Raw genomic sequence first — 13,329 nt, 5'->3', positions numbered from 1 at the left:
CTGACGTTGATGGTGGTGATTGTGGAGAAACTTTTTCTGAGACCCCATATCGGTAGCGAGGAAAGGACCCGCCGGGAGCGCGGGGTCTGATGTCCCGGCGGGTCTCTGTCAGTGGCTCAGAACGCGAAGTCCTTGCTGTCGAGCTGGGCGATCGACACACCCTCCAGCACAAGCACATCGCTACCGTGACGGATCTCCACGTCGTTGCCGACTTGGTCCAGGGCCAGGTCCGAGATCCCATTCACTTTCCCGAGGCCACTCACATCGATCATGTCTTCGCCGTTGCGGAAGTCGGTAACGAAGTCGCGTCCCATGCCCTTCTGGAACACGAAAGTGTCTTCGCCCGATCCTCCCGTCATCCGGTCGCCGCTACCGGATCCACCGGCCAGCCGGTCGTCGCCCAACCCACCGAACAGACGGTCTTGGCCCCCACCGCCTTTTAGGACATCGTCGCCAGCGCCGCCGCGAAGGACGTCGTTACCGCCGTTGCCTGCCATGCGGTCGTCACCGGCTCCGCCATCGAGACGGTCATTGCCTTGGCCGCCAGAGAGACGGTCGTCACCCTGGCCACCCTTGAGACGGTCGTTGCCGGATCCTCCCCAGAGCTTGTCGTGACCGTCATGACCATGCAGACGGTCATCCCCGGCACGCCCAACGAGGCTGTCGTTGCCGTCCCCGCCCGAGAGGCGGTTGTGACGGGCGTTGCCTTGCAGAACCAGATCCTCGACCACGGAAGCCATGGGCGGACGCACTGGGTCAGGCCCCGCCTGCTCGGGGATGCTTGGAGCCGGTCCTGGCTCCACTGGATCCGGAGTGACGACCCCTTCCTCCACCGAGACCGAGGCTTCCGCGAGGGTCGGACGGCCATCGCACTTGAACGTCACCGTATGGGCGCCGCATGCGATTGTCGTCGTTCCATCACCGTTTTCGGTCCACGTATAGTCATCCGCCTTCCTGCCAGGCTCCAGTTCGATCACATCCTGGGGCCTGAGCGTCCCGACGATGGTGTCGCTGCCGCCCTTGGACCGGAACACGACCCGGTGAGCGGACGTCAGTTCGGAGATGTCCACCGTGTCAGAGCCCTCGTCGCCGAGGATCGTGATGGTATTCAGGCGCAGGTTCGTCCCGGAGAAATCGCCGAAGATCTGGAAAGTGTCGCCTCCCGCTGCGCCCCCCGCACCGGCAGGGTCGAAGCCGTTGATCCTGATCTCCTCGATTTCGGCCAGCTCGGCGATGACGGATGCGCCGTTCGTGCCGTTTCGCGTGACAATAATCTCGGTCGAAGCCGCGATCCCGAAGAGCGTGTTGCCCGGTACCGCATCGAAAGCCGCCCGTGTGTAGATCCGGTACGTCTCCGCCGTGGCGTTGCCATTGATCACGAACGTGTCTCCGGCCGAGCCTTCCGTCCCGCCATTGACCACGTCGCGGCCGTCCGTCGCACCTGTCGTGTTGGCGTTCCAGATGATCGTATCATCACCGCCGGAGGCGTTGATCGTGTCGTTCCCGAGGTTCCCGTCGATAATGTCGGCGCCGTTGGTGCCGTTGATGGTCGTGCCGGTGTTGCTACCAGAGATCACTGTCGGGGCGTTCGGGGCAAGCAGGAAGTCACTGACGGTGATGCCTGTGACATCGAGCTCCTCCAGACGGATCGTCCCCATGATGTTGTTCTCGGCGTCCCGAACCGTGATTAGGGTGTCGTCGACGGTCCCGTCTTCGATGTCCTGAAGTTGAACTCTGGTGCTGAAGTTCGCCGCCGTCACGCCAAGTGCGCTCAGGTCGATCAGATCCTGTCCTCCCTGGGCATTGGCGTCGAAGCCGTTGATGATGTCATTGCTGAAGCCGCTTGCCGTGTACCGGACGACGTCATTCCCATTACTGACGTCGATCGTGTCATTACCGGCGCCTCCGATGATCGTGTCGGTATCGTTCCCGGTGCCGCCGCTCAGGACGTCGTCCCCGGTTCCACCATCGATGAGGTCACTGCTGTCGCCGCCATTGACGGTATCGTTGCCGCCGCCGCCGAAGAGCTGGTTCGATGCGTTGTTACCGTTGATGACGTTGGCCAGATCGTTTCCGATACCATTGACGGCGTTGGCTCCGGTCAGGGTCAGGTTCTCGAGATTGGCTCCCAAGGTGTAACTCTGATCGGACTCCACCGTGTCGGTGCCGCCACCGGCGACCTCGACGATCACGTCCCCTGCCGTGACCACATACGTGTCGTTACCTGCACCTCCCGCGAGGGTGTCGATGCCGGCACCGCCTTGCATGCGGTTGCCCAGGTCGTTGCCGGTTCCATTGAAGGTGCCTGCTCCCGTGTAGGTCAGGTTCTCCACGTTGGCGCCGAGGGTGTAGATCGCGAGGTCGGTCTGGACTTCGTCCGTGCCACCGTTCGCCACTTCGACTACCACATCATCGGCGTCGTCGACGGAATAGGTGTCGTTTCCAGACCCGCCGACCATGACGTCGGCACCCAGGCCGCCGACGAGCGTATCGTTCCCTGCGCCGCCGACAAGAAGGTCGTCGCCGTCGCCGCCGTCGAGGTTGTCACTGCTGTCATGACCGAAGAGCAGGTCATCTCCCGCGTCCCCCGCCAGGGCGTTGGCGCCAGCAGATCCGGCAAGAAGAGTGTTCTCTCCCGCATTGGCGGTTCGTGTACCGGTGTCGTCCTGGCTCACAACGTAGTCTCCGTCGAAAGCATAGCCTTCGTAGGATGCGCCGTTGAGGTTGATGCGCTCGACCGCTTCGCCCGCCGTCTCGAAATGATCGGCGACCGTGACCTGTTGGCCGTTGAACTGGAGCACGAGGTCTCCACCCGCTCCCTCGAAGACGTTGAGCCCGGTCAGGGTGCCAGCTCCAATAACGATCCGGTCGTTGCCGCTCGTTTCCTGGATGAGATCAGTGCCATCGCCGAGGTTGATTACATATGTGTCGTCACCACTGCCACCGTTGAGCACTTCCTGCGTTGTGGCAGTGATCACCAGATTGTCGATGTAGAAGTTCTCATCTCCACCGAAAATGCCCGTGTCGAAGGTGCCAACCGCCCGGAAGCGGATTGCGGTGTGAGACAGGCTCAGCGACGTCGAGAACGGGTTCGATACATCACCACCGAGAGTGGCGAGCACATCCCAACTCGTGCCATTGAAGGCTTCGACAACGACGTTCTCGCCCTGATCCAGGTCGTCGGCCTGATAGTCGAAGGACAACGTTGCTGATGTTACGCCTGCTAGGCTGAAGGATCGCTGGATAGTCTCGTTTCCGCCGGTTCCGGTCGCGAACTGCAGCCGACCACCACTGATCCGCACGTCCCCGCCAGTGGGTCCACCCGCGTCGTTCGTTTCAGTCCACCCGCCGTTGAACGAGCCGGTGCCGTTGTTGTCCGTATAGGACGCTTGGCCATCGAAGTTGTCGGCGAAGGTGACGGACGTGGCTGCCGGGTTCGTGCCGCCAATCAGAATGTCGTTTCCTGCGCCACCGTTGAGAACGTCGCTTCCGCCCTTGCCGACAATGAGGTCAGCTTGATCGGTGCCGTTGAGAACCTCAGCAGCATCGGTACCCTCGATGACATTGAGGATGCTGGTGCTGAACTGGAGCTTCTCGATGTTGCGGATGGTATCCCGGCCGTCCGAGCGCATGTTGGGCTGCGTCTCGTCCTCCGGCAGGTCGTCGTTGCCCGGGGGTTGAACAAATCCCGTATGGGAGACGAAGATGCTGCCGTCCGAGTTGGTGCCGAAGCTGTAGTTTGCCACCACATCGGTGTAGACCGCAGTGTCGATGTCGCCAGTCTTGTTCCCGCTAACGATCTCGCGGACGATCTCGAGTTGGCCCGGATTCACCGTCCGGTCGAACATGAGATCCGTCAGCAAACGACCACCGAGCTGGGGGACAGCCCCCTGGATGGGCTCTCCGTTCATATAATCGGCTTCGCGATAGACCTTCCCGGCCATCTCGTCGACCGTGTAGGCGACACCTTCTTCAACGAAGCGAATTCGGACGTTGAGCCACTTGTCGCCATCGATGATGTCGTTTCCGGCCAGTCCTTTGATGATGTCACTACCGCCGCCGCCGAGCAGAATGTCGGAGGCATCGGCAGTGCTGAGGATGACCCGCTCCTGGTTTCCGTTCTCGTCGAGCACCGGAACGGTTTGGCCGTTGACCACCCTCGTCACCGGAATGCCGGTGCCAAGATGTGCAACCAACCCGGAGAGACCGTTGATGAGCGCGACGTTCTTGGCCAGTAGGTCGTTGGAGTAGGAGCTGAGCGGCGAGTCTGGTCCTGGGATCGCGGCCGTTCCCTCCGCCTCGGCTCGCGTGTTCACCGGCACGGCGCGGCCCGTGAGGGTGTCACTGTTCTTCCAGCCAGAGAGCCCTTCGACGAGGTCGAAGCGGTCCCGCAGGATGAAAGCCTCCTGAGTGTCGAAGATCGGGATACCGAGGTCGGAGTTCGCAGCATGGCTGTCGCCCTTGTGTACGGCCCAATCGAAGCCCGCCATGCCGTTGGAACGCTGGATGCCCTCGGAATTCTGGAACATGATGTCGTCGCCGGATTCGCCGTCATAATCCGTGTCGCCACTGCCGCCGTTCAGAACGTCATGGCCGATGATCGTCGAGTTGAAGAACAGCTCTGAGTTCTCTCCAGCGAGAGTATCGAAGCGCTGCCCTCCCTCGATCCAGTCGTCGCCCTCGTTCCCAAGCAGGAAGTCGCCGCCGGTGCCGCCAAGAATAAAGTCGTTGCCTGTGCCGCCGAACGCCTCCTTGCCGTCTGGACCGGTAACGATGAAGTCGTTTCCTTGGTTGCCGAAGATCAGCGACAGGCCCGATCCGCCATGGATCACGTCGTTTCCTTCATTTCCGTGAAGGAAATCGGCCTCGCCGATATCCGTGCCGGCATTGGTGATGATGTCGTCACCTTGTCCTCCGAACACCTTGTCGACACCGTAGCCCGCCTCGATCTTGTCGTCCCCACCCTTGCCCCAAATCGCGTCGTCACCGCCGCCCGCCACGATCGTGTCGGCACCCTCGGTACCGCCGATCACGAAATGCTCGTTGCTGTTGACGCGGATATACTCGGCGATGCCGTCGTTGTTGGAGTCGATGCGCTCGACGAGCTTGCTGAATCCGCCCAGGAAAGGATCGTCCGAGGTCGGGTCAGCTCCCAACTGCTTGCTGATGTCCATCTCCAGCTGAGGCATTTGGAAGGCGGAGAACAAGTTCCCCGGCAAGGCCGTGGAGTTCTCGTCGCCGAGATCCGTATTGCGCATCACGAGTTCGGCGAAGGTGTTGTTCTCAAGCTCGTTCAGAAGATTGAGGCCCTGCGTCCGGGAAAGGTAGTAGAACCGGTCCGCGTCCTGAAGGTTTTCCATGGTCATCTGGAAGACAAAGCTGAAGGTCGATCCCAGCATGCCGCCGAAGGCCATCTTCTTCTCGGCAAGCCCGCCGATCCAGAAGTCGATGTCGTTGAGGCCGCCGAGCTTGGGATCGTTCGCGTACGCCCCGATCCCGTTGAGAAAGTCCAGTCGATCGGCCGGCGCCCCGGCGCCGCCGAGCACCAGCAAGGTGGCCGCCTCGCGGAGCTGCTCGATGGTCTTCGGGTTCGTTTGCGTGTTTTCGAGCGATGAATGGGTGCCGTAGGCCGCGATGAAGTTGATGATCGAGGCCGGATTCTTGAGGTTCAGGGCAAAATCGGCCCAGCTCTCATACGGCTTGAGCAGGGTGTCACCCGTGGCTTCGAAGAACTTGGTGCGAGCGGTCTGCAGGGATGGCATGCCGACATCACGGCCGCGGGCCAGATTGATCGTCGCTAGGTCCAGTGGAATGCCAAGAAGCTGGTTCCGAAGAACATCGGTGACGAACTCGTCGATCTCGCTGCCCGTTTGGCGGCTCATGCCCCGGATGATGGCGCCCGAAGCCGCCTCGGCATCGCCCAGGGAGTCATACATGACCGGGTTGAGGAACCCGTCGAAGAGGGACACATCGGAGACGACGGGCTTTCCGTCCACCATTTTGATGATACCGATATCCTGCCGCAGCATCGAGTGGCCGAAACGATACACCACGTGGGCGAACTCGGCTGCGATGCTCGGATTGATGTCGGCGGAGGGTTCGAAAACGAAAGCGTCGATATCCGGCTGCATCATGCGGCCGAACTCCTCGAAGACAAGGTGCTGGTACTCCATCTCGTTGGTGAAGCGGCCCACCTGGAACAGGCGCTCGCCGTCCCAGTGCAAGGTTTCGGCCAAGCTCAAGAGAGCCGTGGGGTTCCCGCTCGTCACGATCGCGTATTGACCGTCCGTCAGGTCAGTCAGGAGCCACTCGTTGATGAAGGCACGGTCCATGGACTGAAGCGCCATAGCCTTGGTCATATCGACCACGCGGTTGTGCTCGGAATGAAAGACCTGGTGGACTGCCGTCAAGGCGATGTTTTCGTTGGCGCGTCCATCACCCGCGATAAAGTGGCGATCAAGCAGCTCATTGTCATACGCAGTCGCCCCGCGCTGCCCCTGTGGACCGGCAGTGCCGTCCGCATTGAAGTAGCCGAGCCCCGTGTCACTGTCCTGCACGAGGTTGCCGGACGAATTGACGACTGGGACGGCCGCGTGAGCGATGTCGTCCAGGAAGGCGTGCCCCGTCAGAACGACGCCTTGCACACTGACTGGAGCCGCCGGATTGCCCTCCCGCAGGATGTCGTCGGCCGTGCCGAGTTTGCCGTCCGGACCCATGCCCACGACAAGCTGCGGATAGCCGTTCGGGCCCGGGATGAAGTTGCCGTAGGGGTCCGCGGCGATGAGCGGAATATTCCCGACGTTGAGATCGGTGAGCTCGATGCCCAGGACCGTTTTTGCCTGGTGTTTGAGATCCGCCCATGTCGCGAGGCCGCCCCTTTCACCCTCTAAAAGATGACCCGTGGCCATCGGCTTGCCGTCAGGGCCAAGGATGTATTCGCGCATGAAGACCTGCTTGGAGGCCGTCGATGCGTAAGTCTGATTCTGATCGACCCAAGGCGTCGTCAGGTTCTTCGGTCCAAGGCCGTCATCGGCCGTGCCCAACACTCCATCCGCTCCCGGATTGACGCTCACGCGAGTCAGCGGAATATAGTTCTGGCCTCCCGGAACATAGAGCGGGTCGTCCGGAGACAGGGGCACGTAGACCGTGCCATTTCCACCCTTTGCGACGAGATCCAGGCCATGATCGAAGAACTGGCCGAAAATGGTCATCCAGCCGTTGAAAGGCGACGATAGGCCTTCATCCGGGGAGACGTTCGGAAGGAAGACCGTGTTGCCGTCCATCTCAACGCCATAATGCGCGAGCTTGTCGGCGAGGAAGGTTTTGGCGGCTGTATGTTCGGCCGAGGGCTCTGCTCCACCGGTCGGCGCCGAAGCCTTCACGGCCTTGTGTGCGGCCACGATTTCACCCAAAGCGTTCATCAAAGCCGGCCCGGACATACCCGCATGGGTCAGCCCTGCAGCGATGGCGGCCGGGTTGTCGAGGGTCTGGTCGACCACGAGATTCGAGATGATGCGAGGATCCGCATCGATGACCGTGCCGCTGCCGGGGCCCGGCTGGGAGCCCGTACGACCGCCGGCATTCGCGTAGTCGTTGTTAGTGTACCAGCTGACGCCTGTATCGTCGGCCGTGCCCATCACGCCATCGGCTCCTGGACCGTTGGGCATGGGATTGAAGTCGTACCGGTCCCCATCGGCATCGTTCATGTATTGCGGGGTGAAGATGCCAGGGAACGCTTGATCCGACGCGCCCCAGTTCTCACGTCCGGGCAGGAGATTGTTGTAGCTCCCGTCAACGGTCCGAAGTCCATAAGGCAAGAGATGAGCCTGGGCCAAACCGTCATTGCCATTGTAGCCTGCGACCAGGGTAGCAAGATCACCGCCGGCGGCGTGCGCCTCCGCGATCTTGATCTGCTTCAGGATGAATTCGAGATCGTGCTTGATGAGTTGTACCATGGCCGTGCTCCTGCCCCGTTGGCATCCATGAGTGGATTGATAGAAGGGAACATCAGCCTCAGGCTCAGCGAAATACGGACTGTGGTCCCGGTGGCAGGTCGGGGTTAATCCGTCACTTTGGTCTGGCCTAGCATCGGACCTTGGTCGGGGGACATCGGATTAAGTCATTATAAATAAAGAACTTTATCTGCCCGCTCTCGACTTGTTTCTGACCGGACCGTCGCTTGGCCAGGGTCGGGTGCGTGAAGACCTAGTCCTTATGGATAGCGCGTTACGAGTGGTCGCCGTGCAGCTTCGCGGGTAGATTGCAAGGATCGGGCACGCGCCCTGCCAGGGCGGTCGCCATAACGAGCGTTGGATTTGAGGGCGATGGAAACTGTCGCGGCATTCCGATCGGTCACCCGTGGATTTGAGAACAATCTTGCTCGCCAGTTCATGTTGGTCGCGACCTTCGTGCTGCTGGTCGGGATGCTCGCCCAGGGATTATGGGTCACACGCAAAATCGAGGAGGGCGTCACGGATGTCGCTGCCGCATCCGCTGCTTTGCATGTGAACGGCTTTATTGCGCCCCACATCCTTGAACTGCGCGACGGCGATAGCCTGTCTCCCGCCGCGATCGACTCGCTCAATCAAGCCCTTCAGAGCATGATGGTCCGGTCGCAGATCAGCATGGTCAACATCTGGAAGCGAGGCGGACTCATCGCCTATAGCAGTCAACCCGATCTGATCGGCAGGCGCTTTCCCGACAATCCGAACCCAAGCCGGGCCTGGAAGGGAGAGGTTGTCACAGTCTTCGACGATCTCATCTACGAGGAGGATGCGCAAGAGCGCTCGCGCGGCAAGACGGTGATGGAAGTCTTCGCGCCTATAAGGGACTTCGCGTCCGGCGAGGTCATCGCGGTGCTAGAATTCCACGAGCAGGCAGATCGGCTTGAAGCCGAACTGACGCAAGCACAGTGGCACAGTTGGGCCGTGCAAGGTCTCATCACGGCTTCCATGCTGGGAGCTTTGTTCTCCATCGTCTTCGATGCCAGCAAGACTATAGATCGGCAGAGAATCGCGCTTGCAGACCGGGTCCGCCAGCTCTCGGACCTGCTTCACCAGAACGAAGCGCTGAGATACAAGGTCGAACGCGCTGCACAGAACGCCGCCGAGAATCTGGAGAGAGGCGTGCGGCGTATCGGGTACGACTTGCATGACGGCATAGCGCAACTGATCGGCACGGCGTTGCTGCGCATTGATCACGTTAAAGGGGCGGACCCCGACTCGTCTGACAACATCGCCAGGATACAGTCTATTCTCGGCGACGCGCTCAAGGATGTCCGGAACCTCTGCAAGGGGCTTCTCCTGCCGGAGATCCAGTCCCTGGGGTTGAAGGACGCCCTGGGCCACATGGTGACGACCCATGAGCGCACAACAGGATCGACGGTCCAAGCGAGCCTCGGCGCACTGCCGGAAAAGGTGCCGGATTATGTGAAAGCGTCCTTATGCCGTTTCCTGCAGGAAGCCCTGAACAATTCCTACCGTCATGCGAAAGGCATGGGACTCCGCGTCTCGGCCGCCACCGATGACAGCATGGTGGTTCTCAGCGTGTCGGACGACGGACCTGGCATGAGCTTCTCACCCAAGCAAAGCGAAGCGCGGTTCGGACTAAAGAGTTTGATGGACCGCATCGAGAGTGTGGGCGGTCACATGTCCATCGAGAGCAGGCCTGGGCTGGGCACCAGCATCACGGCAAGCCTCCCACTAACGAAGTGGACGGGGGATGAGCGATAGAATCACGCAGATCGTCGTCATTGACGACCACCCCATCTTTCGAGACGGCGTCATCTACGCGCTTTCGTGTGAAGCCGACTTTCGGGTCGTCGGCGAAGGCGAAAGCGCCGACGATGCGATCCTGCTCTGCCGGGACGCACGCCCTGACCTAGCCCTGATCGACATGACGATGCCGGGCGGCGGCGTTCAGGCCATCACGCGCATCAGGGTCGAGTACCCGTCGATCCGGATCCTCGTGCTCACCGTCGAGGACGGCGTCGGGCACGTGACCGGCGCCTTGGGCGCCGGCGCACATGGCTACCTGCTCAAAGGCGTGGGGAGTGCGGAACTCGTCGAAGCTGTAAGGCAGGTCGCCAGGGGTGGAACCTACGTGCCGCCCGTCTTCGCCGCCAAGCTGCTGCATGCCAGAACCCAGGAAGTTCCGCCGCAGCCCATGACGCCAGCAGAACCCCTCACGGAGCGCGAAGAAGAGATCCTCGATCTGCTGGGACAGGGGCGAAGCAACCGCGAGATAGGACTGAAGCTAGGGCTGGCGGAAAAGACCGTGAAATGGCATGTGACGAGTATTCTCGAGAAGCTCGGCGTCGAAAATAGGCTACAGGCGGCCATGTTCGTCTCAGGCAGGAAGAACTAGAAGACTCGGGTGGATCTGTCGTCATGACGTCTGCGCAAGTCGTTGCGGGCCGCCATCAGCCTGAACCGTCTCGAGCTTTTCCGGTTTCTGGCGTCAGGCCGGCCTTGGCAGCGAGCAAGACCAGTTCAGGCAGATTGCTCACGTTGAGCCGCTGCATCACGCGGGCTCGGTAGATCTCCACGGTCCTCGGGCTGAGTCCTAGGTCTGCTCCGATGGTTTTATTGCTTCCGCCCGCCAGCAAACGCTCCAAAACCTCCCGCTCTCGCTCGGGCAACGACTGGATGCGCGCTTTGGCCTGGTCCGTCGCCTCGTCCCGGGCTTCCGAAGCAAGGACCTGCCCGGTCACGCTCGCGACCGCCATCAGGAGATCGTGAGGCTGATAAGGAGCGTTGACGAAGTCGGCCGCCCCGGCTTTCATCGCCTTGACGCCCAGCATCGAATCGTCCCGCATGTCTCCCACGACGATGACCGGCAGGTCGGCGCGCTGAGACCGGACCTCCCGCGGAACCGACAAGCCTCCGGAACTCGCTTGGCGGATGTCGCAGACGACGCATCCGGGCGCCAGCATCGCCACGACCGACAGGAAGCTCGCACTGGACGTGAAGACTCGCACATTGTAACCCGCGTCGCGCAGGATCCCATGAAGACTGTCCGGCGATGCCTCGTCCCCATCGATCACGTAGACGAAGTGCCCACCTTGGCGGGTCACATCCTGCATGATGGCGCCGATCTGACGAACGCGGCTCTTGTCGTCCAGGATGGGGAAGAACGTGCCGCGAAGCCAGCGGATCTGATGATCCGGACGTATGATCCGATATTCCTCGACTGAGACGTCCCCGAGGCTGGTCCGATCGAGTCCCTGTCCGACACGCTCGCGATCCTCGGGATGGATCGCGTTGATCCAGTCAATGCGGGTCTGAGGCGGTTTGACCGAAGGTCCCCAAATCTGAGACGGATTCGAGCCAAGCTGTGTCAGGGTATCCGTCCCCAAATCCAGCATCCATAGGGTATGCACGGAGTGTGTGGCGAAGAGCCGAAGACGCTCTTCGCTCTCCTTGAGCCTCGTTTCGGCTTCGCGGCGCTCCGTTACATCCTGCCCGACCTTCAGGAAACGTTTCGGCTCGGTCCCACCGCCGAGGGATCGCGTCCATCCATCGATGAACACGCGCCTGCCGTCCTTGCGGATATGCCAACGCACGTTCGGGGCCTGACCCGTCTTCTGCGCCTCGGCCCGTTCCTTATCGGGTATGGAGGCGGCCCGGTCTTCCGGCGTGAAAGTCATCGCTGCGTCTTGGCCGATGGCTTCCTCTGCGGTCCAGCCATAGACCGATTCCGCTCCAGGCGACCAAGTCTGGATTCGTCCGTCAGAATCCATCGTGAAGATGGCGTAGTCGAGCGCGCCCTCCAAGATCAGCCGTTGCCGCTCCGCACTCTCGCGCAGGGCCTCTTGGGCCTTTCGGCGATCTTCTATGTCCCGGAGCGACACCGACACCCCACCGCTGGCCGTGGGTGCGAGACTCACCTCTATCCAGCGTCTAAGAACCGGCGAGACGACCTCAAGATGCTCTGCACGGCCTGTTCTCATGACCCGTACATGGGCCTCGTAAGGCTCGGAGCCGACCGCTTGGGGAAAGCATTCCAGGAAAGGGCGGCCGAGCAGGTCTTCGGCTCTCTTGCCCCACAGCTTGAGGGCCGATTGGCTGGCAAACAGGAAGTTCCAATCCCGGTCCAGCGCATAGAAAGCCTCGCCGATGCCCTCCAGTACGATGCGCAGCTTCGTCTCGCTCTCGCGAAACGCTTCCGCGCCCCGCTTGAGGGCATCGATGTCACTGATGACGACGGCAGCCCCGACAGCACCGCCGTCATGGCCCGTGAGTGGGACAGCCGAAACGCTGGTCCATATCTCGCGCCCGGTCTCATCCGTGCAAAGCATTTCCATTCCAAGAACGGCCTCGCCGCGCAGCGCGCGGGCTCCCGGGAAATCCATGGGCTCAACGGATCCTCCAGTGGGGTGCCATGCCCGCCAGCCCACAGAGCCGGATTTGTCGCAGGAGGGTATGACGCCGCTAGGGAGGAATTGGCGCAGTTGAGCGTTGGACAGGCTGAGGCGACCGTCCTTTGCGACGACTCCGACCCCCAACGGCAGCGCAGAAAAGATGCTGGTCAGCCGCTCCTGGCTTTCCCGCAGGACGGCCTCGCGTTCCTGTAGCTTTGTCTCCGCCTTATGCCTATCAGTCGTCTCGAACAGGGTAACGAGAACGCCCCTCACCTCGCCGTCATCGCTCCGGATCGGTGAGTAGGATAGGGTAAACCACGCATCCTCCACCCTGCCGTTCCGGTCGAGCGGATAGAGGGCATTTTCGAAGGAGCAGGTCTCGCCGCCCCGCACCCGCTCATAGATCGGCTCATTGATGTGCCATACTTCGGGCCAGCATTCCCTGGTCGGCTGCCCAAGACCGCCCGGATGCTTCCTGCCCATGAGGTCGCGATAGCCGTCGTTATAGATTTGGATTAGGTCTTCGCCGTACAGGAGGATCATCGGAAAGCCCGCAGACAGGGCGATCTCAACGACGCTCTTCAGCCATGAAGGCCAGGCATCACGGTTCCCAAGAGGGGTCGCGCCCCAATCAAACCCCTGGATGCGGCGAGCCATCTCTCCGTTGCCAGAGGGCCGGCCCGAAGTGAAATTAGGCAAGCCTACCTCACGAACGAAACTGTCCACGAAATAGCATGTTCGTTCGCTACGAGGCCTCCGGAGGAACCCTTAGGGTATATCCCTGCTTTGCCAAAGCCCAAGCAGGTTGTTGGCTCCACAGGCCATCGAGGCGGTTTGGAGGACTTGCGTCCCTTCACGTCGTGAAGTGGCAATCGATGAATGCCAGCCCCGGAGCGCAGAGTGTTGGAAGCGTACGTACGACCTCCAGCAAGAGACAGCGGTACGCATCCACGATGGGATTTATCTCG

At 61.2% G+C, this 13,329-nt stretch carries 4 protein-coding genes; 2 read left to right on the top strand and 2 right to left on the bottom strand.

From position 1 onward, the window contains the following. Window positions 1-116: 116 nt before the first annotated feature. Window positions 117-7,955, bottom strand: a complete 7,839-nt coding sequence (locus ILT42_RS20560; protein ID WP_204217768.1) for a peroxidase family protein — start codon at window positions 7,953-7,955, stop codon at window positions 117-119. Window positions 7,956-8,324: 369 nt separating this feature from the next. Between ILT42_RS20560 and ILT42_RS20555 the strand changes: the two genes are divergently transcribed. Both ILT42_RS20555 and ILT42_RS20550 read left to right on the top strand, forming a co-directional pair. Next, a complete protein-coding gene (locus ILT42_RS20555) occupies window positions 8,325-9,731 on the top strand; it encodes a sensor histidine kinase (RefSeq protein ID WP_204217767.1) in 1,407 nt (468 codons plus the stop codon). Next, window positions 9,721-10,365: a response regulator gene (locus ILT42_RS20550; RefSeq protein ID WP_204217766.1), complete on the top strand. Its 645-nt coding sequence runs from the start codon at window positions 9,721-9,723 to the stop codon at window positions 10,363-10,365. Before ILT42_RS20555 ends, ILT42_RS20550 begins: the two co-directional genes overlap by 11 nt. 55 nt (window positions 10,366-10,420) lie before the next feature. Here the strand turns inward: ILT42_RS20550 and ILT42_RS20545 are convergent, their stop codons facing one another. Continuing rightward, window positions 10,421-13,018 (bottom strand): PAS domain S-box protein, encoded by a 2,598-nt coding sequence (locus tag ILT42_RS20545; protein WP_204217765.1) that lies wholly within the window; start codon window positions 13,016-13,018, stop codon window positions 10,421-10,423. Between the last annotated feature and the right edge of the window lie 311 nt (window positions 13,019-13,329).

Origin of the sequence: Microvirga pudoricolor, assembly GCF_016892705.1 — a bacterium.
GTDB lineage: Bacteria > Pseudomonadota > Alphaproteobacteria > Rhizobiales > Beijerinckiaceae > Microvirga > Microvirga pudoricolor.
This window is presented reverse-complemented; position numbering and strand designations above follow the sequence as displayed.

Coding starts and splice junctions, on each gene's coding strand:
- ILT42_RS20545 (WP_204217765.1), bottom strand. CDS start 13,018: ATGGCTCGCCGCATCCAGGGGTTTGATTGGGGCGCGACCCCTCTTGGG.
- ILT42_RS20550 (WP_204217766.1), top strand. CDS start 9,721: ATGAGCGATAGAATCACGCAGATCGTCGTCATTGACGACCACCCCATC.
- ILT42_RS20555 (WP_204217767.1), top strand. CDS start 8,325: ATGGAAACTGTCGCGGCATTCCGATCGGTCACCCGTGGATTTGAGAAC.
- ILT42_RS20560 (WP_204217768.1), bottom strand. CDS start 7,955: ATGGTACAACTCATCAAGCACGATCTCGAATTCATCCTGAAGCAGATC.